The following is a 24540-nucleotide window of genomic DNA, read 5'->3' as shown; positions in this document are numbered from 1 at the left end:
CGCGGTGAGCAGCCGGAGCATAGGTTGCATGTTCAACTGAGAAGTTGTGAGTGGGTGGGCGACGCAGTGGGCTAGGGGCTGCCCCGTAATACCCGGTGGATCAGCGCGCGGCGTCAGATCCGGTACATCGCAAGGTGGAGGGTCGTCCTCATACTGGGCGCATTCGGGCGATCCGACAACGCGGCGAGGCGCCGTAGCTGTCGTCGTGCGCCGGCTGGGGATTACGGGACAGCCCTTAGTCGCCGCCGGGGACCTCGGTTGCCATACCCGGCAGACCGCTCGCCAACTGCTGGACCTGAGCGTTACTCAACGTTCCCTGGAATGCCCACACATCAGACACAGCACCAGGCCAGTACTCGCTCCACGTACCCGTCCCCGTCTTGGCCCGGCCGAGCTGCATCGGCTGGGACGACTTGAACGACAACACATCATCCGACCACGAGAACCTGTCCGTGCAAGCCGCATCGTCCGATTCGCCATTACCGTCCGCGTCCGCGCACACGGCTTCTTCCAGCTCGCCGTTAACATACAGTGCCAGACGCTTGGCGAAACCATCGAAGACCAGGGCTACATGGGTCCAGTCAGTTGGGCTGAAGAACTGCCCGTTGTCGACCTGCGCGACCGTAGCGGCGCCGCTGTCTGCCGACGCCATGGCGATCCGCCACCGCCCGGGATCCGTGTCCGGTGTGGTACTGCGCTCATAGCGCACCGTGAACGCACTCTGCGTCGCTCCGGGCACGCTGAGCAGGGCCACACCCTTCTGCGGGACGGCGGCAGCCTGCACAAATGCGCTGACGGTGAAGCTAGCACTGGTATCCACCGGCACCGTGGACGTCACGCCATAGCCGCCAACGCCGTCGAGTGTGACGGCCCCGTCGACCCAACCGGAGCCGACCTCCGCGCCGCCGTACAGCGTCATGGTATTGCCCGACGCGGACGCGTCCGGCGTCGTGAGCGGGGAGCTCGACGCCGTCTCGAACATCCACCGCCCCTTCACTAACGGTCGCTGCGTGAAAATCTGCTGGACCTCTTCGGCGCCCACCAGGCGGTCAAACAAACGTACGTCATCGATCTGGCCGGGGAAGAACGTGCCAGGCTGGCCGTCATAGGACCCGGCCCCGATCTGCACCGCCCCGCTCGCGGTCCAGTTGGCCTTCAGTTCCGTCTCGCCCGACTTCACTCCGTTGACGTACAGGGTCAGCTTGTCTGTGACCGTGTCATACACACCGACCAGATGCGTCCATGTGTCCCCGTGGGCTGTCTGCCCGTCGGGCTGCATGGCCCGGATCACGGTGGCGCCCGGCGCGTCTGCCACATAATGGTTGACCACCCACCGGTCGTACGCGGCCGAGTAGTACAGCTCCATTCCCGGCCTGTGCGTGCCCGTCTGCGTGACGGTGATCGCCGCGTGGTCCGGCTTGGTCTTGGGCAGTTTGGCCCACGCGGACACGGCGAAGCTGCGCTGGTTGTTGAGCAGCGGCCGCTTGGCGGTGGCGTATCCGTCGGTCCCGTTCAGCGCCACTGCCTTGCCCGCGACACCGGTCTGCCCGGGGGTGGCGCCTCCAACAAAGGCGGCCGATGGCACCTCCGCCTTCCCGGCCAGCTGCGTGGCATCGGCAGGCTCGTCCAACGAGAAGACCGCCCGCGCCGGACGGCCCGAGGTGATCGGCTCCTTGCCATACAGGCGCGTCACCTCGCCGACCGACAGCACCTTGTCAAAGATCTGCACCTCGTCGATAGCCCCGGGGAAGAACGAGTCCAGCCTGCCGCCGTCATAAAGGCCAGCGCCGATCTGAAGACCCCGACGGCCGTCCCAGGGCGAGTTGTGGGCGGTGGTGCCGATCAGGGCGCCGTTTACATAGAGCTTCATCTCCTTGTTGGTCAGGCTGTAGCTGCCCACGAGATGCGTCCACTGCCCGGCCATGACTCCGCCGGGCGAGGGTGCCATGGCACGCACTATGCCCGCGCCGGTGGCGTCGGCCTCGTATTGGTTGAACACCCAGCGGTCATAGGACTTGGAGTAGTACAGCTCGAAGCCCGGGGCGTAGTTGCCGGGCTGGGCGGCGATGATGGCCGCGTGGTCCGGCATCGTCGACAGCTTCGCCCATGCGGAGACGGAGAACCCGGCCGAGGTGTCCACGGTAGGAATGTCGGAGACTGCGTAGCCGTCGACTCCGTTGAAGGACACCGCCGTGCCCTTGGCCCCGGGCACACCCGGTGTGGAACCGCCGCGCAACGCGAGCACCCGCTCCGGTGCCGAACCCGCAGCTTGGCCCACCCCCGCGTCTTCGTCCATCTGCCACATCGCCCGCTCGGGCTGACCGGCCTTCACCCTGAACTGGTAGGTCCGCGTCTCGGAGCCGTTGCCGGCCTGATCGAACGCCTGCGCGGTGATGAAATTCAGTCCCGGCTTGGCCGGCAGCATCCGGATGCTCTTCGCGGCACCCCCGGATGTAGTGACCGCATTCTTCGGGGTGGGATCGGTGTTGATGCCGTACCAATACTTTGTCACATCACTGTTGGCTGCCTTGAGCTCAAAGGTGCCGTACTTGCCGACTCCGTCGTACCAGGGGTCCTCCGGATTCTCCGGGTCCGAGGCCGGATACTCGCCCGAGGTGATCGAGGGCGCCTTGGGGACGCCGGTGTCGTAGTAGAAGTAGCAGGCCGTCGGATCACCCGATGACGACCACGGCGAGTACTGGGCCCCGTCGTAGCTGCGCACCTGCCAGTGGATCTGCTTGTTCTGCGGCACATTGGACGGCAAGCTGATCGAGAAGCTGGACCCCGACTTCTTGAACGGGGTCAGTGCCGGCTTCCACCGCGCGATCAGGCCCTTGCCGTCCCCGGTGTCCCACTTCGCCTCGAACTGCACCGCGACATTGTCGGCGTCCGGGTCGGTTACCTCGTTCGCACGGATCTTGCCCAGGGTGCGTACCCGGGGTGCGGCGGCCGGCTTCTTGCAGATACCGCCGTACTCCATCGTCAGCTGCGACATCTTCACCTGTGACGGCGGGCGGTTGTACTGCACCCGCAGATAGGCTTTGTCCGAGAATCGCTTCCAGCCGTAGCGGTCCGTCTCACTGGCCGCCTGCAGTCCGAACGTCATCGTCGCGCTCTTGCTGTCGGCGGCCGCCTGCACCGCCGCCTTCACGTTGAACTCGGCATCCTTGGCCGCGCAGCCGCTGTAACCGTAGGCGAACGACTTCGACGCCAGCTGCTTGATCCAGAAGCCAGAGGCCTTCTGGCTGTTCCAGGTCGTCGAGGCGGAGATGTCCTTGGTCTGCCACAGCTGCACGCTGCGCGCCTCGCAGGACGCCGACCAGATGTTGCGGACCACGAACTCCGCCGACAGGATCGACTTGCCCGCGAACCTCGAGGTCGGGATCCGGTAGAACAGCCGCTTGGTGTCCTGCGGGGCGCAATAGTCCCAGCCGCAGTAGCCCAACCCCGCATCCGAGGCGCCGTTGAACTTCCACTGCGGGGACGACGCCCAGTACTTCGACGCCATCGTCCACGCCGACGCCTTCGGCGTGTACCACTGCGGGTCGATGTAGACGGGATAGGTGGTGCCGGCGCCCTTCAGCACATCGGCATCCGGGGTCAGCACCAGCTCGTCCTGCTCGGCCGGTACCTCCACGCCCACCGGCGCGAGCTTGCCCGACTCCCCCGCACCCGGCTCTCTCCCCTCATCAGCCTGCGCCCTCTCCGATGCGGCCCGCGCGCCGAATACGAGAGCACGTGAGGCCTCAAGGCCAGCCTCCTGCCCACCCCTGCTCGAGTCCCACATCATCGGCTGCGGCGCCTCGAACACCGCGCCTGCGGCACCCTTGTCGACGGCCTCCAGCCCTCCCTCGTCGGTCTCGCGCACCTCCAGCCCCGACGCCGACAGCTCCAGCCTCAACTCGGCCAGCTCCGCGCTCGCCGCGGCCTCTGCCGTCTTCACCACTAGCAATTGGGCAAATCCATCCTCCTGCGCGGTCATCCGCAGATCCACATCCGGCAGCACCGACGGATACGTCGCCACCGCCCCCTCCAGCCGCGGCTGCGGCAGCGGGGCCGGCCACCCAAGGCTCAGCTCACGCCCCGCACGCCGCATCCGCACCAGCGGCACTGCCCCACCGCCGCCGGAGAACTCCACGTCCACCGTCGCCGCCCTGGGCGCGACCATGCCCTCACCAGTCGCCACCAGGCTGGTGTCCACCCGCTTCCAGCCACCCTGGCCACGGGCCCAGACCGGACGCAGATACTCCCGCGCCTCCAGGCGGCCCTCCGGGGTGGCGAACACCTCGCGGCTCTCACCGCGCTGAGCGGAGATCTCCACCGGCTCCCCCGTTCGCCGGGCCTCAGCCAGCGCCTCCGCCTCCAACACCCCACCCGCAGCCCTGGGGGCTTCGGCACCGCGCGGCGCAGCCGGCACGGCGGCCGCAGCCTCACCCCCCAGGGCCGGAACCGCCCCCACTGCCAATGTCACACTCAGTAGTGCCCCAACGGCCCTGCCCCCGCCCCGCAACCGGGTCCACATCCTCGCCACACTCCACCCACAGTGCTCTCACAGATACCTACCGCAACTAAGACCCTCAGGCGAGCTAAAGGTCAACAGTCAGAAAAGGGACATGAGTTGAGCAAAACCGAGAAGCGGATGTGATGATCGATACGTTTACCGGGGACCGTCAAGATGGGGTAAACCTTTGGTCCTTGCTGGGGTGTGGTGTTCCTTGTCGCAGTCTGCGGAACGTGCCTGTTTCGAACTCGCCAAGATCATAATAAGTAACGATTGTTCCGCGTCAGTGCCAAATTAGGGCCTGTCCGACAGGCCCGACGACCCCGGCACCCACGCTTCTCTCCCCCGTCGCACCCCGCCAGCCATTACCCTCACCCGGCGCCCGATCCGGCGCCCCAGGCAGGTGTCCCCCTCCGGCACCGGACCCGCCCTTCCTGTCAGTGGCCGTGGCCCTCCGTCCACGCACTGTCGGCCGGGGCACCCTCGGCGTTCCGCGGCGCCTCGGCCCGGACGGTGAAGGCCGCGGTGCGGACCTTGCCCCCGTGCCGGAAGTCGAGGAACAGGCGGTAGGTGCCGGCGCTGGGCGCCGTGGCGGTGAAGGAGACCCGCGGACCGGGCCGGGTGGCCCCGTCGCCGGGCGCGCCGTTCGGGTGGACGTGGAGTTGGGCGAGGTCGCCGGAGCGCAGGGCCACGAGGTGGCCGTAGGCACCGAGGTGGGGCTCCAGATCGGTGACCGGGCGGCCGTCACGGGAGACGGTCAGTCCCAGTTCGCCCACCGCGCCGGGGCGCAGCACGCCGGTGAGCCGCACCTCGTACCCGTCGACCGTGGCGGTCCGGGAGGGCGCCGGGGGCTCCAGTGGCGCGTAGTCGCCCGCGACGGCGAGGTCCGCGCCCAGCGTGACGCCGTCCCCGCCCCCGGCAGCGGGGGCGAAGTCCGCGAGGACGCGGTAGCCGCCGGCACGGGGCAACTCGACGGGGGTGGTCCAGGTTCCGTCGACGGCGCGGGCGGGATGCAGGTGACGGTAGGTCACGAGGTCGTTCGAGGCCAGGACCAGATGCAGTTGCCTGCCGTGCTCGGGCCGGTAGTCGGTGACGGCCCGGCCGGCGTCGTCGCGGACCGTGAAGCGCAGGTCCGCGCGCTGTCCGGCGGCGACGCGCGGGGTGGTGAGATCGAGGGTGTACCCGTTCTCCGAGACCTGGAGCCCGCCGGCGACCGGAGCCCCGCCCCCTTCTCCTTCCGTGCCGCCCCCGGCCGCCCCCTTGGCGTGGCTCGTCACGTGGGAAGCGGACGGGGCACCGTCGACGACCGGATCGAAGCTCGACCCGACGCCGTAGGCCGTACCGAAGGAGGCCGCCAGGGCGGCGGCGAACGCGGTGATCTTCAGGGCGGTGTGCACGGGAATCGTCTCCTCCATGTCCGGACCCCAGACTCCGGCGGGGGCCTCCACATACATCCCACCATACCCCCTAGGGGTATCTCATCCATAGGGTGGAGGTCCGACTCTCTTACCCTCCCGGGTATTGCGAGGCTTGGCTTGGCGCCGGAACCCCCGCCGCCCGCCGCCCGCCGGAGGGGACATCCACCCGGAAGGAGTCACGCCCACCCCCGGCCGGGAACGGCCCGCGGACCGCGCGGGGCACCCTCGGCCGCTTGCCGCCGCCGACAGCGGCCCGGCAGCGAGCGGCCGACAGAAATTGATGTGATGGATCGTCAATTTTCAGTCCAGAAGGGCGAACGGCCGCGATCCTCCGAGTGGGGCCGCCTCTCCGCCACCCCGTCCCGCGGCCGGAACCCGCAGTAGGCCGTCGGCCGCCGGACCGGCCGCAGAAGCTCACGGGTACAAGGGCACCCGACTCCCCGCGCGGTCCGGTCCGCCCCCGTCGCTCCCCGTGCGCCCCGGGTGACGGCGCACTCGGCGTCCTCACCCGGCGGCCCGACGGCCTCCGGGCCGCGCCCCGCGGCTTCCCGGCGGCTCCGCTCCTCGCGCTCGCGTACCCCGGGCAGGTCCGGACAGCCCCCGGGACGGCGGCCGGCCGACGGGGCCGAGCCCCCCTGTCGCGGGCGGCGTCCGGCTGCGACCATGTCGGACAGTCCCCGTTTCCGGTTGGAGTGCACATGGCCCTCGACATCGACGCGATCCGCGCCCGCGTCCCCGCCCTCAAGTCCGGCACCGCCCGCTTCGACGCACCCGGCGGAACCCAGACCCCGCAGCCCGTGATCGACGCCATGGCCGAGGTGCTGGCCGCCCCGCTGGCCAACCGGGGGCGGACCACCGAGGGCGAGCGCAACGCGGACCGCACGGTGCTGGAGGCCCGCGACGCACTGGCCGACCTGCTCGGCGCCGACCCCCTGGGCGTCGTCCTCGGGCGCAGCGCCACACAACTGGCCTACGACCTGTCCCGCACCCTCGCCAAGGACTGGGGACCCGGTGACGAGGTGGTCGTGACCCGCCTCGACCACGACTCCAACATCCGGCCCTGGGTCCAGGCGGCCGAGGCTGTCGGGGCCACCGTCCGCTGGGCCGACTTCGACCCCGCCACCGGGGAACTGTCCCCCGAACACATCGCGGCCGTGCTCTCCCCGCGCACCCGGCTGGTCGCCGTGACCGCGGCCTCCAACCTCATCGGCACCCGGCCGGACCTCCCCGCCATCGCCCGCCTCACCCACGAGGCAGGCGCCCTGCTCCACGTCGACGCGGTGCACTACGCCTCCCACGTCCTGGTCGACCTGGCGGCGCTCGGGGCGGACACCCTGGTCTGTTCGCCGTACAAGTTCCTCGGACCGCACATGGGCGTCCTGGCCGCCCGGCCCGAGTTCCTGGAGACACTGCGCCCCGACAAACTGGTGCCCTCCAGCGACACCGTCCCCGAGCGCTTCGAACTGGGCACGCTCCCCTACGAGTTGCTGGCGGGCACACGGGCCGCAGTGGACTTCCTCGCCGAGCTGGACCCCGGGACCGGCGGCAGCCGACGGGAGCGCCTGGCCTCGTCCTTCGCCGCCCTGGAGGCCCACGAGGACGCGCTGCGCGAGCGCATCGAGCGGGGGCTCGCGGAGCTTGGCGGAACCACCGTGTACTCCCGGGCCGCGCGGCGCACACCGACCCTGCTGTTCTCCGTGGCGGGACTGAGCCCGGCCGAGGTGTACCAGGGGCTGGCGGACCGCGGCGTCGACGCGCCCGCCGGGTCCTTCTACGCCCTGGAGGCCTCGCGTCACCTCGGCCTCGGCGACGGGGGCGCCGTCCGGGTGGGGCTCGCCCCGTACAGCTCCGACGAGGACGTGGACCGGCTGCTGGCGGCGATGGGCGAACTGCGCGGCTGAGGAGGTCAGGTGACGGGGTGTCGGGGGGGTACGAGAGTGGGGCACGCGGGCACACCCGCCCAGTCCCCTCGCCGCCCCGCCCCCGCCGCCCATGGCCTCGCAACCCCGGCGGTGCCTCCGCGCCGTCGCCCCACGGGCCGGACCGCGGCCCACCGGGCACCCGCAGGGCGGGGGAGGCGCCCCTTGCCCGGAGAGGAAGCCACCCGGGACAATCTCCCCATGACACACCACGGGGGCCGGCGCACACAGGGTGAACGGGACGCGCTCACGGTCGAGATCGGCTACGCACTGTGCAGCGCGGCCTTCGCCGCACTCGTGCTGCTGGCCGCCGTGGCCGGACCGGCCTACGTGTTCGCCCCGCTGACCGGTGCGCGCGGGGTCCTCACCGGGGTGGGCGCGGTGGTGGGCGCCGTGGTGTTCGCGCTCCGTGTGGTGAGCGTCCTCACCCGGTTCGGGCGCGCGCAGCGCGAGCGGACGTCACGCGAACGGACGTCACGCGAACGGACGTCACACAGACTGCCGGAACATGGGCAGGCGTTCCGCGGCCGGTCGGAGCCCGGAGGGACGGAGCGCGGGGCTGCGGAGCGCGGGCGCGACGACCGGCGGGCGGAGGACAGCGGTGACACCCGAGGCGCGGGGCTTCCTGCGGAAGGCCGCCGCGGCGGGGCGGGCGGAAGCGCGGATCAGCCCGGCCAACCGGGGCGCACCAACCCCGACTCATAGACCAAAACGGCGAGTTGGGCCCGATCGCGGGCGTCCGGCTTCACCGTGGTGCGGCTGACATGGGTCTTGGTGATGAACGGGCCGACCACCGGGCAGCGCGCGATCGCCTCGCTGGACAGGCCGATGCCGACCAGGGCCATCACCTCCCGTTCCCGTCCGGTGAGTACGGCGAGGACGTCGCCCGCCGCGATCTCCTTGGAGCGGGCCGTGAACTCCGCGATACGACGCCGCGTCGCCCCCAGCTGAAGCAGGGCGTCCCGACGACCACCGCCCGGACGGGGCGCAGGAGTTCCTGGGGTTCGGTGTCCTTTGACCAGGGACTTCCAGGCACCGAACCGGACCGCCTCGAAGACGTACTCGTCGAGTTCGTAGGTGGTCGGCAAGACCACCCTCACCCCGGCGAGCGCGCCGTCCCCGGTGACCCCGCGGGTCGCGGCCAGTCCGTCCAGCGTCGGCATCCGGATGTCCATGAGGACGACGTCCGGGCTCATTTCACGGATCGCGCGCACCGCCCGCCCACCGTCGGCGGCCTTCCCGACGACCTCGGTTCCGGCCCCGCGTCCAGCAGAACCCGGAGACCCGCCCGCGCCGAGGACTTGCCGTCGGCGAGCAGTACGCGGCTCACGGGCCGTTGCCCTCGGTGTGCGGTGCGGTGGGCGACGGGGTGGGCGGGGTCGGCACGAGGGCTGCTCGGGGCGGGAATGGTGTTTCCGGCGGGTCAGGGCAGGACAGGTGCGTCCGGCGGGACGGGTGGGGCCGACAAGATAGGTGTGTCCGGCACGGCGGATGGGTCCGGTGCGGCAGACGGGTCCGGCGGGAGGAGGCGGTGCGCAGGGGTGAGGGGCAGCACCGCGCGCACCCGGAGCCCCGGTCCGGCAGGGGCCCGCCTCGACGGTGCCACCGGGGGCCGCCGCCCGTTCCCGCATTCCGGCCACTCCGTTGCCGCTGCCGCCCGCTCGGCCCCTGCCGCCCGCCACGGCCCCGGGCGCGGGCCCGTCGTCCTCGACGCCCAGACGCAGCACTCCCCCGTCCCGCGCCCATCGCACCCGCGCCCGGCGCGAGCCCGAGTTCCGCGCGACGTTGGTCAGGGCCTCCTGCACGATCCGGAACACGGCGAGGTCCGTGGCGGGCGGCAGTTCCGGTGGCTCCCCCGCCACTCCGACCGTGAGTCCCACGCCCGCCGCCTGCTCGACCAGCTCCGACAACCGGTCCAGCCCCGGGGCGGGCGCGCGCGGCACGTCGCCGAGGGACAGCCGACGGGGTGACGGGATGACGGAATGACGGGGTGAAGCGACGCGAACGGCCCGTCGGAGCGGTGCCACCGGGAACGTCGCTCGCGCGAGGCACCGAGCGTCCGGCACGCCCGACGCGTCCATCACGCCCAGCACGCCCGCCACTCCCGGCGCTCAGTGCTCCAGGCCGACCTCATGGGCGAGGCGAGCGACGGCGTGGCGGAAGAACTCCTCCCGGTCCTGCACCACCCGGTGGAACTGCCCAAACACCTCGAAGCCGATCAGCCCGAACAGTTCGGCCCAGGCCGCCACGAACGCCGCCACCACCTGCGGCGGCAGATCGGGGGCGAGTGCCGCGGCCATCCGCTCGGCCTCGGGACGCAGCGCGGCGGGCAGCACGGGCTGGGCCAGTCCCCGGCCCCGGTACGCCTGCCGCACGACGCCGACCAGCGCCTCCGCCACCCGCGCGGCCGAGGACACGGTGTCCTGCGGCGCGTGGTAACCGGGCACCGGCGAACCGTAGATCAGCGCGTACTCGTGCGGATGCGCCAGCGCCCAGTCGCGCACCGCCTCGCACACCAGGATCCAGCGCCGCACCGGGGTCACGTCGGCCGTCCGGTCGCGCGCGGCCTCGGCGGCGGCGCCGATGGCGTCGTAGGCGTCGATGATCAGCGCCGTGAGGAGGTCGTCGCGGCTCGGGAAGTAGCGGTAGAGCGCGGAGGAGGCGAGGCCCAGTTCGCGGGCGACGGCCCGCAGGGAGAGCTTGGCGGCGCCCTCGTGCGCCAGTTGTCTGCGTGCCTCGTCCTTGATGGCCGCGGTCGCCTCGATCCGGGCCCGGGCGCGAACGCCCTGTGCGGGGTTACTCATGCGAGCCAGTGTTCCATGGTGTGCGAGCAGTGCACACAGACGCGAGCACTGCTCGCAAACGTGTACGGTGCCCGCATTTGCGAGCAGTGCACTGGTGCGCGAACAGCACTCCCCTCCCATGTTCGCCGGCGACACCCCAGCCACGGACACGCGCCCGCCCCGGACGGCGGAGAACAGGAGAACGCCGCCCTCTCCCGCGAACACCGCTCCGACCCGCAAGCACCACTCTCGGGCGCGCACACCGCACTCCCCCGCGAGCACCCCACGCAAGCGAGAGCACTGCACGCAAAAGAGAGCGCCGCACAGGGGCGGGAGCGGCCACACCCCAGCGAGAGCGCCGCTCACAAACGGGAGCACCGTGCGCAAGCGAGAGCGCCGCACCCAGCCGAGGTCGCGGCACACAGGAGAGCACCGCCCGCACACAGGAGCACCGAACACAAGAAAGAGCGGTGCACGCAAACGAGAGCAGTGCTCTTGCATTCCTCGACCTCCCGTCGCACACTGGAAGCACAAAGAGAGCAGTGCTCACAAACGTGAGCGGTGCTTTCGCAAGGCTCGCGGCCACCCGGGTCCATCGAACGTCACGGCACCCCCTGCCCACCGGAGCGGCACCGGTTCGCCCGCCGCACTCTCATCCAGGCCGCACCGCACGACCCGTCCCGTCCACACCACCCACCCAAGCAGCCGCACCACCCGCCGCATCCCCGGAGGACCGTCATGACCTCGGCCAAGTCCCACCTTCAGCCCCCGACCTCGCCCCCTGGCTCGGCAGCGGCACCGGCGCTGAACACGGCGGAAAGCCCAGCCCCGGCCCACCACGGAAGCACGTCCTCGGCCGACACCGCGCCCTACTACCTCAGGGGCACGCCCATGAACCTCCGCTTCAACCGCCTGGTCGGCTGGCTGGCCCGGCGCGGCGTCAGCCTCGCGGGAGCGGCGGAGCTGTCGGTGCGCGGGCGCCGCAGCGGACAGATGCAGCGCGTCCCGGTCAATCCGCACAGGCATGCCGACGGGCAGTACCTCGTCTCGGCGCGCGGCCACTCCCAGTGGGTGCGCAACATGCGGGCCGCGGGCGGCGGGGAACTGCGCGTCGGGCGCAAGGTCCGGGCCTTCACGGCGGTGGAACTGCCCGACGAGGAGAAGCTCCCCGTCGTGCGCACCTATCTGAAGCGGTGGGGCTGGCAGGTGAACGAATACTTCCAGGGGGTCACCGCGGACTCCTCCGACGAGGAGATCCTCGCCGCCGCTCCCGACCACCCGGTCTTCCGCATCGAGATCAGGAACTGACCCCGGCGTCCCCGCCTCCGTCCGCGGCGCCCCCGTCCACGGAACCGCCGTTCACCTGGCCGCCGTCCACGGAACCGCCGTCCTCCCGACCGCCTTCCACCCGACCGCCGTTCAGGGACCCTCCGTCCACGGCACCGGCACCCGCCCGGGTACCGCCACCATCAGACACGCCACCGTGGGACGCGTCACCGTCACCGGCGTCCCCGGGCCGCTCCGCCCCGTCGGCACGGGGGGACTCCACCGCAGCGGCGCCCCCGGCGGCACCCGTGACCCCGGTGGCACCCCGGCCCCCGGCGTCCCCGCCGCTTCCGTCCCCGCCGCTTCCGTTTCCGTTCCCGCCCGCGGACGCCCCCGCCCGGCGGTCCATCGCGGACAGCGCCCGCTGCGCCAGCGGGTGGGTCCGCACCAGCTCGCCCAGCGTGGTGGAGCCGCGCGTGATGTCCCGGAAGGCCCGCCAGGCCGGACGGAACCCGGTGAGGGCCGCGTGGAAAAGCCCCGGTCGGCGTTCGAAGATCGTCAGCATCCGCTTGCCGACGCTCATCTCGACGCCCAGCCCCGCCTTCACGGCGAAGGCGTAGTTCAGCGCCTGCTTGCGCGCGTCGACGGCGTCGTACGCCTCCGCGATCCGCACCGCCCACTCACCCGCGAGCCGTCCCGAGCGCAGCGCGAAGGAGATGCCCTCGCGGGTCCACGGCTCCAGCAGGCCGGCGGCGTCGCCGCACACCAGCACCCGTCCCCGCGAGAGGGGCGAGTCGTCGGCCCGGCAGCGCGTCAGATGGCCGGAGGAGACGGTGGGTTCGAAACCGGCGAGGCCGAGCCGCCCGATGAAGTCCTCCAGGTACCGCTTGGTGGCCGCGCCCTCGCCGCGGGCCGAGATCACGCCGACGGTGAGGGTGTCGCCCTTGGGGAAGACCCAGCCGTAGCTGCCCGGGATCGGCCCCCAGTCGATGAGGACCCGGCCCTTCCAGTCCTCGGCGACCGTCTCGGGCACCGGGATCTCCGCCTCCAGCCCGAGGTCGACCTGGTCGAGCTTGACGCCGACGTGCGCCCCTATCCGGCTGGCGCTGCCGTCCGCGCCGACCACGGCACGGGCCAGCACCGTCTCGCCGCCCTGGAGGACGACGGCGACCGTGCGCCGGTCGGGGACCGCCGAGCCGTGCTGCTCCACCCGGGTCACCGTGGCGCCGGTGCGCAGCTCGGCACCCGCCTTCTGGGCGTGCTCCATGAGCTGCTGGTCGAACTCGGCCCGGTTGACCAGCCCGAAGAGCATCTGGCGGGAGCGGCGGGTACGGGTGAACCGCCCGTTGTTCGCGAAGGTCACCGCGTGCACCCGGTCCCGCAGCGGCAGGTCGAATCCGGGGGGCAGGGTGTCGCGCGAGGGGCCGATGATGCCACCGCCGCATGTCTTGTACCGGGGCAGTTCCGCCTTCTCCAGCACCAGTACGCGCCGTCCCGCTACCGCCGCGGCATAGGCGGCGGAGGACCCGGCCGGTCCCGCGCCCACCACCACGACGTCCCAGACCTGACGCGCGTCGTCCGCCGAAGAGTTCTCGTCCCTCACGATGGCCTTCTGCTCCGATCTCACCACATGCCGCACCTGACCCCCAGCATCCTACGGCGGGCATCGCCGCAGGCCACTGTGGGAGGATCGGGCGGCTGAACGGGGTTCCACCGCTACAACGTCGTACCCGCAAGGAGCGTGCCCATGTCGTCGAATCCGATCGCGGAGACCGTCGCCTCGTTGATGCCCGGGGCGAAGGAGGAGCTCGCCGAACTGGTGGCCTTCCGGTCGGTGGCGGACTTCGGCCAGTTCCCGCGCGGCGAGAGCGAGGCCGCCGCCGGGTGGATAGCCTCCGCGCTGCGCGCCGAGGGGTTCGAGGACGTGGCCCTGCTGGACACCCCGGACGGCACCCAGTCGGTCTACGGGCGGCTGCCCGGCCCGGAGGGCGCGCGGACGGTGCTGCTGTACGCCCACTACGACGTGCAGCCGCCGCTGGACGAGGCCGGATGGAGCAGTCCCCCGTTCGAACTGACGGAGCGGGACGGCCGCTGGTACGGACGCGGGACCGCCGACTGCAAGGGCGGTGTGCTGATGCATCTGCTGGCCCTGCGCGCGCTGAAGGCGAACGGCGGCGTGCCGGTGCACGTCAAGGTGATCGTGGAGGGCTCGGAGGAGCAGGGCACGGGCGGTCTGGAGCGGTACGCCGAACAGCACCCCGGCCTGCTGGCCGCGGACACCGTCGTGATCGGCGACTCGGGCAACTTCCGGGCCGGGCTGCCGACCGCCACCTCCACGCTGCGCGGCATGACCATGGTCCGGGTGCGGGTCGACACGCTGGAGGGCAATCTGCACTCCGGTCAGTTCGGCGGGGCGGCGCCCGACGCGCTGGCCGCGCTGATCCGCACCCTGGACTCGCTGCGGACCGAGGACGGCTCGACGGCCGTCGACGGGCTGGCGGCGAACGGCGGCTGGGAGGGCGTGCACTACGACGAGGAGCGGTTCCGGCAGGACGCCCGGGTGCTGGACGGGGTGGAGCTGATCGGATCCGGTACGGTGGCCGACCGGATCTGGGCCCGCCCGGCGGTGACGGTGCTCGGCATCGACTGCCCTCCGGTCGTCGGCGCCACCCCCTCGGTGCAGGCGAGCGCCCGCGCGCTGGTCAGCCTGCGGGTGCCGCCGGGCACGGACCCCGCGCACGCCACCGACCTGCTCCAGGCGCACCTGGAGCGGCACACGCCGTGGGGCGCCCGGGTGGAGGTGGAGCGGATCGGCCAGGGCCGGCCGTTCCGCGCCAGGGCCGGCAGCCCGGCGTACCGGGCGATGGCGGACGCGATGGCGGTGGCGTACCCCGGCGAGGAGATGCAGTACGCGGGACAGGGCGGTTCGATCCCGCTGTGCGGCACCCTGGCCGCGCTCTACCCGGAGGCGGAGATCCTGCTGATCGGCCTGAGCGAGCCGGAGGCGCGGATCCACGCGGTGAACGAGAGCGTGTCCCCCGAGGAGTTGGAGCGCCTGTCGGTGGCGGAGGCTCTCTTCCTGCGCAACTACGCCGCGATCTGACGGCTGCCGGCCGGTGCGCCGGACCGGGCACGGAGCCGCGGCCCGGGACCGGCTCAGGGCCGGACCGGCGCGGTCCCGGACCGCGCGGCCGGGAAGCAGGTTCTGCGCACGCGGCCGGAACACGGCGCCGGGGCACGGCGCCGGAGTACGTGCCACGCCTCCCCGTCGCGCCGGGCGGAGGCGACCCCGCCCGGCGGAGGCGGCCCCGCCCGGCGGAGGCGGCCCCGCCCGGCGGGCACCCGGGTCAGCCGACCGGGACGCCCGCCTCCAGGTAGAGCGCGGCGCCGCGCTCCCGCGCCCGGAGCGCCCAGCGCAGGCGTTCGTAGCGGACCGGCGGCAGCAGTCCGGCGGCCTCCTCCTCGGTGACGAAGCGCCAGTCGCGCAACTCGGGGCCGGGAAGCGCCACCCGGGCGGCGTCGGCGGGAGCGAGGCGGCCGCCGTCGAAGAGCAGGCGCAGCCCGCCGTAATGCGGCGCCGCGGGCGGCTCCCAGTCCGCGACGAGCAGTCCGGGGACGTCGGTGAGGCGGATGCCGGTCTCCTCGGCGACCTCGCGCATTCCGGCGCGGGCGGGTGCCTCGCCGGGTTCGACGATGCCGCCGGGGAACTCCCAGCCGGGCTTGTAGGTGGGGTCGACCAGGAGGAAACGGTCCTGCGCGTCGAACAGCAGCACCCCGGCGGCCAGCGTCTCCCCGGTGGGTTCGGGCGTCTGCACGATGTCGCACAGGGGCGCGTCGCCGGTGCCGACGGCCTCGGTGATCCGCACGGCGGTCTCGTACGGGGTGAGGGCGCCGGTGTCGATGGGATGGGCGTCGGCGGCGAGCCAGGAGGCGAGGGCGGTGCGGTACGGCTCGATGCGGTCGTCGCACCACCGACCCGCGCGCGGGTCGCCGCCGGAGGGGTCGGGGGGGATGTCCCGGAAGGCCATCCGTTCCCGCAGGATCGTTTCGGCCGGGGTGAGCAGAATGTGCCGGACCGCGATCCGCCGGGCGGCGAGACCACCGAAGATCTCGTCGCGGTACTCCTGGCGCAGCAGGGTCATGGGGACCACGAGGGTGCCCCCGAGTTCGGCCAGCAGGGCGGCGGCGGTGTCGACGACGAGACGGCGCCAGATCGGCAGGTCCTGGAGGTCGCCGGTGTCGGCGAGGCGTTTGGCCGGCAGCAGGTGTGCGAGCGCCCCGCCGATGATCTCGGGGTCGAACAGCGTGCTGTCCGGGATCAGTTCGATCAGTTCCCGTGCGGTGCTGGTCTTGCCCGCACCGAACGCGCCGTTGATCCAGACGACGAACACAGGTCCCCCTCATTCTGTTTGGCCCCCTGTGGCTTGCCCGCAACACCCTGCCACGGAAACCAGGCCCGGTTGGAGGGCGCACGGCAGCGGCACCGGCGCCCCCGCGCGAGGGGCCCGGCGCCGTGCGGTGCGGCGGAGGGTCAGCCGAGGCGGCCCAGGGTGTCCTGGTCCAGTGTGACGCTGTCGTTGGCAACGGTGTGCTCCACGGTGTCCAGGGCTCCCTCCAACTGGCTGTGGAGCGGCAGTTCGACCGGGGCGGCGTGCGAGGGGGTGACGGCCGCGACGACGAAGCCGGTGGCGAGGGAGGCGATGGCGAGCATGCTGCGCTTCTTCATGCCCGGTTCAACGCCCCGGGGGCACGGGGGTCACGGCCGGGCCGCGCCCGTCCCGGCCCCGCACCCCCGCCGACGCCCTGGTGAGGGCCGCCGCCGCGGCGCCCACCAGTCCCGCGTCCGTGCCGGTCCGGGCCGGGACCACCGTCAGACGCCGGACGAAGGACAGCGTCGCGTAGTCGGACAGGGCCCGGCGGAGCGGGGCGAACAGGACGTCGCCCGCCTGCCCGACGCCGCCGCCGACGACGGCGATGTCGATCTCGACGAGGGTCGCGGTGGCCGCGATGGCGGCGGCGAGGGCGCGCGCGGCCCGTTCGAAGGCGGCCAGGGCGGCGGGGTCGCCCCGGCGCGCGGCGGCGGCCACCGCGGCGGCGGAGGCGTCGCCGTCCGCGCCGGGGAGCCAGCCGTGCGCCAGCGCGCGCCGGGTGATGCTGGGGCCGCTGGCCAGCCCCTCGACACAGCCGCGCGAACCGCAGGGACAGGGGTCGCCGTCCAGGTCGACACTGATGTGGCCGATGTGGCCTGCGTTGCCGGTGGGTCCGGGATGCAGTCGGCCACCGAGGACGAGGCCGCCGCCCACTCCCGTGGAGACCACCATGCAGAGGGCGTTGTCGTGGCCGCGGGCGGCGCCCCGCCAGTGTTCGGCGGCTGTGACGGCGACGCCGTCGCCGATCAGTTCGACGGGCAGCCCGCCGCATACGGCGCGGACGCGGGTGACCAGCGGATAGTCGCGCCAGCCGGGCACGTTGACCGGGCTGACGGTTCCGGCGGAGGCGTCGACGGGTCCGGCGCTGCCGATGCCGACGGCGGTGACCCGCTCCCAGGGGGGCGCGGCGGTCAGTTCGGTGAGCACGGCGGCGACGGCACGCATCACGCTCTCGCCGTCCTCCTGGGCCGGTGTGGGGCGCAGGGCGCGCAGGAGGATGCGGCCGTGGCCGTCGACGAGTGCTCCGGCGATCTTGGTTCCGCCGATGTCCAGTGCTGCCACGAGGTCGGTGCGCATCAGAGTCGGATCTCCCCGTCGACGTCAACATCAGTGGAAACACAATCGGGAAACACATCGGGCACGGTGAGTTGGTTGTGTGGTGGGGGCACGGCCGAAGATTGCCATGAACATTCCGACCCGACTATGACAACGTTGTCCAGGCTCTATGCTCGTCGCCACATCCTCGTACGCGAGCACGACCGGCGTACGCCCGTGGACGACAGGAGCCGACGCAATCCCGTGGACGACAGCACAGGACACCGCACCCCTCCCGGCACGGCCCGTCGGGCGGACCGCCTTCCCGGCAGCCGCTACGGGAACCGCCCGACGATGAAGGACGTCGCCGCCCGGGCGGGGGTCGGACTGAAGACCGTCTCCCGGGTGGTGAACGGGGAGCCCGGCGTCACCCCGGAGACGGAGCACCGCGTCCAGGAGGCCATCGACGCCCTGGGGTTCCGCCGCAACGACAGCGCGCGGGTGCTCCGCAAGGGCCGGACGGCGAGCATCGGGCTGGTCCTGGAAGATCTGGCGGACCCCTTCTACGGGCCGCTCAGCCGCGCGGTGGAGGAGGTGGCCCGTGCGCACGGCGCGCTGCTGATCAACGGGTCCAGCGCGGAGGACCCGGACCGGGAGCAGGAGTTGGTGCTGGCCCTGTGCGCGCGGCGGGTGGACGGGCTGGTGGTGATCCCGGCCGGGGACGACCACCGGTATCTGGAGCCGGAGTTGAAGGCGGGCGTGGCCACGGTGTTCGTGGACCGTCCGGCGGGGCTGATCGACGCGGACGTGGTGGTGTCGGACAACTTCGGCGGCGCCCGGGACGGGGTCGCGCATCTGATCGCGCACGGGCACCGCAGGATCGGTTTCATCGGGGACATGCCGCGCATCCACACGGCGGCCGAGCGGCTGCGCGGCTACCGGGCGGCCATGGAGGACGCGGGCATACCGGTGCGGGAGTCGTGGATGTCGCTGGGCGCCACCGTCCCCGGACGGGTGCGGCGCGCGGCGGAGTCGATGCTCACCGGTCCGGACCCGGTCACCGCGGTCTTCGCGGGCAACAACCGGGTGACGGTCACGGTGATCCGGGTGCTGGCGGAGCACTCGCGCCGGGTGGCCCTGGTCGGGTTCGACGACATCGAGCTGGCCGACCTGCTGCGCCCGGGGCTGACGGTGGTCGCGCAGGACGCGGCGGCACTGGGCCGTACGGCGGCGGAGCGGCTGTTCCGCCAGCTCGACCGCACCCTGGTCACCCCGGACCGGATCGAGCTGCCCACCCGGCTGATCGCCCGGGGGTCGGGCGAGCTGCCTCCGGCGGACTGACCGGACGCGCCGTCAGCGCGCCCGGACCGGGGCCGGCACCGCGCCGGTCCGCGTTTCATCGGCTCCCCGGGCCGGACGCCGCGTCCCCGCGCGGAGCGGCGAAGGACTCCAGGTCGGCGCGGTCCAGTCCGGTCGGGCCGGTGATCTCGTCGAGGTCGAGGGCGCCGCAGTCCAGGCCGCGCAGGAGCTGGCCGGCGAGGGCACGGGCGGTGGCGGGCTCGTCCATGACGTCGCCGGGGGCGCGGCGGACGTAGGGGGCGAGGCGGGCGGTGGTCCGGGCGAGGCCCTCGCGATGGAAGGCGAAGACGGCGGCGTACCGGGTGGGCAGGTGCCCGGGGTGCATGTCCCAGCCCTGGTGGTAGGCGCGGGCGAGGGCGCGCCGGGTCAGCCCGTAGTGCAGCCGCCAGGCCTCGTGGACCCGGGGAGTGGGGCCCACCGGCAGCACGTTGGTGGAGCCGTCGCTGACGCGTACGCCGGTGCCCGCGGCGGCGACCTGCATCACGGCCTTGGCGTGGTCGGCCGCCGGATGGTCGGGGGCCTGGTGCCCCGCGGAGACGCCGAGGCAGGCGCTGTAGTCGAAGGTGCCGTAGTGCAGTGCGGTGACGCGGCCGCCGGCTGAGTGGATCATGCGGGCGACGGCGGCGGTGCCGTCGGCGGCCAGGACGGCCTGGCTGGTCTCGACCTGGATCTCGAAGCCGAGGCGGCCCGGCTCCAGTCCGCGCGCGGACTCGAACGCGGCCAGGAGCCGGGCCATGGCGGCGGCCTGCCCGGGATGGCTGACCTTGGGCAGGGTGAGGGCGAGTCCGCCGGGCAGGCCGCCGCTCTCCAGCAGGCCGCTGAGGAAGATGTCGAGGGTGCGGACGGACCGCTCGCGGACCGGGGCCTCCAGGCACTTCACGCGGATGCCCACGAGTGGGGCCGCGGTGCCGGCGGCGCGGGCCTCGGCGAGGAGCCGGGCGGCACGGGCCGCGTCCCGGTCCTCCTCGGCGTCGGGGCGGTGGCCGTAGCCGTCCTCGAAGTCGACGCGGAGGTCCTCCACGGGTTCGCGCTCCAGTTTGGCGCGCACCCGGGAGTGGACCGGTCCGGCCAGCCCGGGGGCGATGCCGAGGACGGCGGCGAACGAAGCGGCGTCCGGGGCGTGTTCGTCCAGCGCGGCCAGGGCCCGGTCGCCCCACTCGCGCGGGGTGGCGGCGGTGAGGGAGTCGGCGGGGACGTAGACGGTGTGGACGGGCTGGCGGGTGCCGGGGTCGCCGGGGTAGCGGCGCGCCAGTTCGGCGTCGACGGGGGCGAGGGAGGCGCCGATCTCCTCGACGACGGCGTCCGTGAGGCTGGTGGCGATGCTCTCCGGCTGTCCCACGCGGCACCCTCCGGCCGTCCGCCGTACGGAATCGGCGGACCGTCGACCGAAGCTAACGGGCGGGCGACAGGGGGTCAACACCCCCTCGCGCGGCCGGTGGACGCGCGGCGAGCGCCCGTGCGGTGCCCCGGTCCTTCCGTCCTCCCGCCAACGCGACCGGACACGTCCGCCGCCCCGGGCGCCGTGCCCGTGCCCCGGGGCCAAGAGTCCTCCGCGGCCTCCCGCGCGCTCGGGACGGCACGGCATCGACCGGCGGGGCACGGGGCGCCGGGGGCGGGGATCCCTTCGGGCCGACTCCGGGGACCCGCCGGCCCGGGAGGCACGGACCGGGCATTCGCCGAATGCCGGGAAACGCGGAAGCCGGGACGCCGGGAAGCCGGCCCCTTCGGCCTGTCCTCCTTTCACCCTGTGAACGTGCTACGTGTTTCGAAGGACCCGGTGCATGGCTCTGACCATCTCGGAAAACGGAATTCCGGCCCCCTTCCGGGACACGGGGTACGTGCCGGGCGGCCCTGGGCACACGGACGACTTGCGTCGGCCCACGGCGGCCCCACCCCCTGCCTCCTCGCCGTTCCCGACAAAAGCGCAGGTCACAGAGGCTGGTGCCGTCTGTCATGGGAAATCCGCCGAAGGGCGGGTAAAGCCTCCCCGCCCCCCGGACACCGGATTTCCCGGTGGGAGAATTCCCGTCGGGGCCGCCCCGTCCCCTTTTCTGGAACCGCGACGATTACCGAGCGCGGCCGGACCGGTCGATATCGTGTTCGTCGCAGGAGCCGATGGCATGGACCCCTTGGTTTCGGGTTCCGGACCGTCCGGCGTCTTCCCTGCCGCGACGCACGCCCGCGCATCGACCGCGTTCACCGGACCTCCCTCCGCATCCTCGGCACGAGGAGGTCCGCTGTGCGGTCGCGCGCGCCGGACGCCGCGGCCGGGCGACCGCCGACGGTCCGGGAACCGGGCACGGGCCCGTGCGGGCTCATCGTGGAACGAAAGGGCTGGCGTGGGAATGGCGAACAGGGCGCTACGGCGATCGGGACGGATCGCACGTGCGGTGACGACGGGTGTTCTCGCGTGCGTCACTCTCCTCGTGCCCGGGGTCGCGGCATCCGCCGCCGTCGCGGCGTCCCCGCAGGACGGCGGCACGGTCCACATCGGCGCCCGGCAGGGATACCCGGGGACGGGCATCTTCCCCGTCAGCACGGGGGAACCGGCGGGCAGCGGTGAACCGGACGCGTGGGCCTACTGCATCGAGCACGACGTGTCCGCCCTGACGAACGTCCGGGGAACGGTCGGCGGTCACGGCAGCTACCTCGGGGCCAACCGCTTCACCGACCCGGCGGTCCGGAGCAAGGTCCTCTGGGTGCTCACACACAGCTATCCCGCCCTGGGCCTGGAGGAGTTCGGAGCCGCGGCGGGCGTACCGGGGATAGCGCGCGCCGACGCGATCGAGGCGACCCAGTACGCGATCTGGCGGTACACCGAACTGGACTTCGACGCGGACTGGGCGTGGGAGACCGCCGACTCCGAAGCCGCCTACCGCCACCTCATCGCCGGGGCGAACGCGGACACCGGCCCGACGCCGGAGGACACGGCGACCGAACTCTCGCTCTCCGCGCCGAGCGCCCCCCAGCAGGCCGGGACCCTCGTCGGTCCGTTCGTCGTGAGCGCGAACAGGCCCTCGGTGGCCGTCTCCGTCGACCCCGCGGTGGCGCTGACGGACGCCGACGGTGCCGCCCTCGACCCGGACGCGCTCACCGACGGCCAGGCGCTGTACCTCGACCTGAGGGACACCAAGTCCTCCGGGAGCGCGACGGTCACGGCGACGGCCGCGGGATCGTCGCTCACCGGCCGTATCGTCTCGGTTCCCACCACGGCCGGGGCCACTCCCACCGCGGAGGACCACGCCCAGACCATCATCCTCGTGGCGCCGAAGACGGCGACGACGAACGCCGAGGCCGTCGTGGAGTGGCAGGGCGACGAGGACGACGGCACCACCGGCGGCGGGACGACCCCGTCCACCGGCCCCAGCACCTCCGCCTCGCCGACCCCCGGTGACGGGGACGACGGCACCACCGGCGGCGGGACGACCCCGTCCACCGGCCCCAGCACCTCCGCTTCACCGACCCCCGGCGGCGGGGACGGCGGCACCACCGGCGGCGGAACGGCCACTGCCACCGCTTCGGACACACCCGCCCCGGCCGTGCCCGACGGCCCGATGGCCGAGACCGGCAGCAGCGGCACCGGTGTGATCACGGGCATCGCCGCGGCCCTCCTCGTGGCCGGTGGCGGAGTCCTGTTCGCCGTCCGCCGGCGCCGGGCCGCCCGCGGCTGACCCGGCGCCGGGGCCCGTCGCGACCACGCGACGCGACGGGCCCCGGCCGGCGGTCACCGGCGGACACACCGTCACGCACGACGTGGCCCCCGCGACCGTCATCGGTCGCGGGGGCCACGTCATTTGCGGAACGGTCAGCCCTTGCGGGTCTTGATCTCGTCGGTGAGTTGGGGGAGGACGTCGAAGAGGTCGCCGATGACGCCGTAGTCGGTCAGTTCGAAGATCGGGGCCTCGGGGTCCTTGTTGACGGCCACGATGGTCTTCGAGGTCTGCATGCCGGCCCGGTGCTGGATCGCGCCGGAGATGCCGGCGGCGATGTAGAGCTGGGGGGAGACGGACTTGCCGGTCTGGCCGACCTGGCTGGTGTGCGGGTACCAGCCGGCGTCCACCGCGGCGCGGGAGGCGCCCACGGCCGCGCCGAGCGAGTCGGCGAGGGCCTCGATGACCGCGAAGTTCCCGGCACCGCCCACGCCGCGGCCGCCGGAGACCACGATCGCGGCCTCGGTCAGCTCCGGACGGCCGGTCGCCTCGCGCGGCGTGCGCGAGGTGACCCGGGTGCCCGTCGCCAGGGCGGAGAACGCCACCTCGAGGGCCTCGACCGTACCGGCGGCCGGGGCGGCCTCCACGGCCACGCTGTTGGGCTTCACGGTGATGACCGCGGTCCCCCGCACCACCCGGGACCTGGTGGTGTGGGCGGCGGCGAACACGGACTGGACGGCCACCGGGCCCCCGTCGGCGGCCTCCACGTCGACGGCGTCGGTGATGACGCCGGAACCCAGGCGCAGCGCCAGGCGCGCGGCGACCTCCTTGCCCTCGGCGGAGGAGGGGACGAGGACGGCGGCCGGGGAGACGGTCTTCACGGCGGCCTGGAGCGCGTCGACCCTGGGGACGACGAGGTAGTCGGTGTACTCGGCGGCCTCGTGGGCCAGGACCTTCACCGCGCCGTGTTCGGCGAGCACGCCGGCGGTCGCGGCGGCACCGGCGCCCAGGGCGACGGCGACGGGGTCACCGAGGCGGCGGGCCAGGGTCAGCAGCTCAAGGGTGGGCTTGCGGACGGCACCGTCCACGTGGTCGACGTAGACGAGGACTTCAGCCATGGGACTTCTTCTCTCCTGCTCGCGAGGTATGAAGGGGGGCCGGTCGGCGCGACCGGCGGGGCTCAGATGAACTTCTGGCCCGCGAGGAACCCGGCGAGCTGCCTGCCGCCCTCGCCCTCGTCCTTGACGACCGTGCCCGCGGTGCGGGCCGGGCGCTCGGTCGCGGAGTCGACGGCGGTGCCCGCGTTCTCCAGGCCGACCTCGCCGGCGTCGATGTCCAGGTCGGACAGGTCCCAGGACTCGACCGGCTTCTTCTTGGCCGCCATGATCCCCTTGAACGAGGGGTAACGCGCCTCACCCGACTGGTCGGTCACCGACACCACGGCCGGCAGCGCGGCCTCCAGCAGCTCGGAGGCGGCGTCACCGTCACGGCGGCCGCGCACGGTGCCGTCCTGGACGGACACCTCGGAGAGCATGGTGACCTGCGGGACGCCCAGACGCTCGGCCAGCAGGGCCGGGACGACACCCATGGCGCCGTCCGTGGAGGCCATGCCGGAGATCACCAGGTCGTAGCCCGCCTTCTCCACGGCCCTGGCCAGGACCAGGGACGTACCCAGGGCGTCGGTGCCGTGCAGGTCGTCGTCCTCGACATGGACCGCCTTGTCCGCGCCCATCGACAGCGCCTTGCGCAGGGCGTCCCTCGCGTCCTCCGGGCCCATCGTGAGGACGGTGATCTCCACATCGTCACCCGCCTCCCGACGGGCTTCCGCGATCTGGAGGGCCTGCTCGACCGCNTACTCGTCCAGCTCCGAGAGCAGACCGTCCACATCGTCGCGGTCGACGGTCAGGTCATCGGCGAAGCCCCGCTCGCCAGTCGCGTCGGGCACGTACTTCACGGTGAC

The 24540-nt window shown here is 72.9% G+C and carries 15 protein-coding genes and 3 pseudogenes; 6 read left to right on the top strand and 12 right to left on the bottom strand.

The features are described 5' to 3' along the window. Positions 1 to 235: 235 nt before the first annotated feature. Together GTY84_RS03560 and GTY84_RS03555 are read right to left on the bottom strand one after the other, a co-directional pair. Positions 236 to 4522 carry a LamG-like jellyroll fold domain-containing protein gene (locus tag GTY84_RS03560; protein WP_161224609.1) on the bottom strand — a complete coding sequence of 1429 codons (4287 nt, stop codon included), beginning with the start codon at positions 4520 to 4522 and terminating at the stop codon, positions 236 to 238. A 416-nt stretch (positions 4523 to 4938) separates the two neighbouring features. Beyond that, complete coding sequence (locus tag GTY84_RS03555; RefSeq protein WP_161224617.1) at positions 4939 to 5898, bottom strand: hypothetical protein; 960 nt, start codon at positions 5896 to 5898, stop codon at positions 4939 to 4941. 719 nt (positions 5899 to 6617) lie between these two features. On the opposite strand from GTY84_RS03555, the gene GTY84_RS03550 reads away from it, so the two are divergent. Together GTY84_RS03550 and GTY84_RS33385 are read left to right on the top strand one after the other, a co-directional pair. Continuing rightward, positions 6618 to 7820 (top strand): cysteine desulfurase-like protein, encoded by a 1203-nt coding sequence (locus tag GTY84_RS03550; protein WP_161224608.1) that lies wholly within the window; start codon positions 6618 to 6620, stop codon positions 7818 to 7820. 219 nt (positions 7821 to 8039) lie between these two features. Next, the gene (locus GTY84_RS33385; protein ID WP_237532018.1) at positions 8040 to 8543 is read left to right on the top strand and encodes a DUF6332 family protein; all 504 of its coding nucleotides are present in this window, start codon (positions 8040 to 8042) and stop codon (positions 8541 to 8543) included. Here the strand turns inward: GTY84_RS33385 and GTY84_RS03540 are convergent. The 3 genes and pseudogenes from GTY84_RS03540 to GTY84_RS03535 all read right to left on the bottom strand — a co-directional run bounded on the left by GTY84_RS03540 (position 8504) and on the right by GTY84_RS03535 (position 10642). Next, positions 8504 to 9168 (bottom strand): annotated as a pseudogene (locus GTY84_RS03540) (response regulator transcription factor). The gene GTY84_RS33385 and the pseudogene GTY84_RS03540 sit on opposite strands and share 40 nt — an antisense overlap. Positions 9169 to 9261: 93 nt before the next feature. Next, positions 9262 to 9817, bottom strand: a pseudogene (locus tag GTY84_RS33380) (ATP-binding protein); the annotation flags it as partial. Between the two features lie 132 nt (positions 9818 to 9949). Further along, positions 9950 to 10642 carry a TetR/AcrR family transcriptional regulator gene (locus tag GTY84_RS03535; protein WP_161224607.1) on the bottom strand — a complete coding sequence of 231 codons (693 nt, stop codon included), beginning with the start codon at positions 10640 to 10642 and terminating at the stop codon, positions 9950 to 9952. 870 nt (positions 10643 to 11512) lie between these two features. On the opposite strand from GTY84_RS03535, the gene GTY84_RS03530 reads away from it, so the two are divergent. Further along, positions 11513 to 11929 (top strand): nitroreductase family deazaflavin-dependent oxidoreductase, encoded by a 417-nt coding sequence (locus tag GTY84_RS03530; protein WP_237532017.1) that lies wholly within the window; start codon positions 11513 to 11515, stop codon positions 11927 to 11929. Between the two features lie 352 nt (positions 11930 to 12281). On the opposite strand, the pseudogene GTY84_RS03525 reads toward GTY84_RS03530, so the two are convergent. After that, positions 12282 to 13490: pseudogene (locus GTY84_RS03525) on the bottom strand (geranylgeranyl reductase family protein); the annotation flags it as partial. Between the two features lie 144 nt (positions 13491 to 13634). On the opposite strand from GTY84_RS03525, the gene GTY84_RS03520 reads away from it, so the two are divergent. Then, a complete protein-coding gene (locus GTY84_RS03520; protein ID WP_161224605.1) occupies positions 13635 to 14990 on the top strand; it encodes a dipeptidase in 1356 nt (451 codons plus the stop codon). Between the two features lie 244 nt (positions 14991 to 15234). Here GTY84_RS03520 and GTY84_RS03515 read toward each other — a convergent pair whose 3' ends face one another. The 3 genes from GTY84_RS03515 to GTY84_RS03505 form a co-directional block, all read right to left on the bottom strand. Continuing rightward, entirely contained in the window at positions 15235 to 16278 is a 1044-nt protein-coding gene (locus tag GTY84_RS03515) for an NUDIX domain-containing protein (RefSeq protein ID WP_161224604.1), read from the bottom strand. A 140-nt stretch (positions 16279 to 16418) separates the two neighbouring features. Further along, positions 16419 to 16613: a hypothetical protein gene (locus tag GTY84_RS03510; protein WP_161224603.1), complete on the bottom strand. Its 195-nt coding sequence runs from the start codon at positions 16611 to 16613 to the stop codon at positions 16419 to 16421. Positions 16614 to 16620: 7 nt separating this feature from the next. Next, on the bottom strand, positions 16621 to 17613 hold the full coding sequence (locus GTY84_RS03505) for an ROK family protein (RefSeq protein WP_161224602.1): 993 nt from the start codon (positions 17611 to 17613) through the stop codon (positions 16621 to 16623). Positions 17614 to 17835: 222 nt separating this feature from the next. Here GTY84_RS03505 and GTY84_RS03500 point away from each other — a divergent pair, with 222 nt between their 5' ends. Continuing rightward, positions 17836 to 18912 carry a LacI family DNA-binding transcriptional regulator gene (locus tag GTY84_RS03500; protein WP_161224601.1) on the top strand — a complete coding sequence of 359 codons (1077 nt, stop codon included), beginning with the start codon at positions 17836 to 17838 and terminating at the stop codon, positions 18910 to 18912. A 55-nt stretch (positions 18913 to 18967) separates the two neighbouring features. Here the strand turns inward: GTY84_RS03500 and GTY84_RS03495 are convergent, their stop codons facing one another. Further along, entirely contained in the window at positions 18968 to 20269 is a 1302-nt protein-coding gene (locus GTY84_RS03495; RefSeq protein WP_161224600.1) for an aldolase/citrate lyase family protein, read from the bottom strand. Positions 20270 to 21320: 1051 nt separating this feature from the next. Here GTY84_RS03495 and GTY84_RS03490 point away from each other — a divergent pair. Further along, complete coding sequence (locus GTY84_RS03490; protein ID WP_161224599.1) at positions 21321 to 22601, top strand: thioester domain-containing protein; 1281 nt, start codon at positions 21321 to 21323, stop codon at positions 22599 to 22601. Positions 22602 to 22735: 134 nt separating this feature from the next. Here GTY84_RS03490 and GTY84_RS03485 read toward each other — a convergent pair whose 3' ends face one another. Continuing rightward, on the bottom strand, positions 22736 to 23698 hold the full coding sequence (locus GTY84_RS03485; protein ID WP_161224598.1) for an electron transfer flavoprotein subunit alpha/FixB family protein: 963 nt from the start codon (positions 23696 to 23698) through the stop codon (positions 22736 to 22738). Between the two features lie 62 nt (positions 23699 to 23760). Then, positions 23761 to 24540 (bottom strand): electron transfer flavoprotein subunit beta/FixA family protein (locus tag GTY84_RS03480; protein WP_237532015.1); only part of this gene is annotated, 780 nt, incomplete at its 5' end.

The organism is Streptomyces sp. SID8352 (assembly GCF_009862265.1).
Taxonomy (GTDB): Bacteria; Actinomycetota; Actinomycetes; order Streptomycetales; family Streptomycetaceae; genus Streptomyces.
This window is presented reverse-complemented; position numbering and strand designations above follow the sequence as displayed.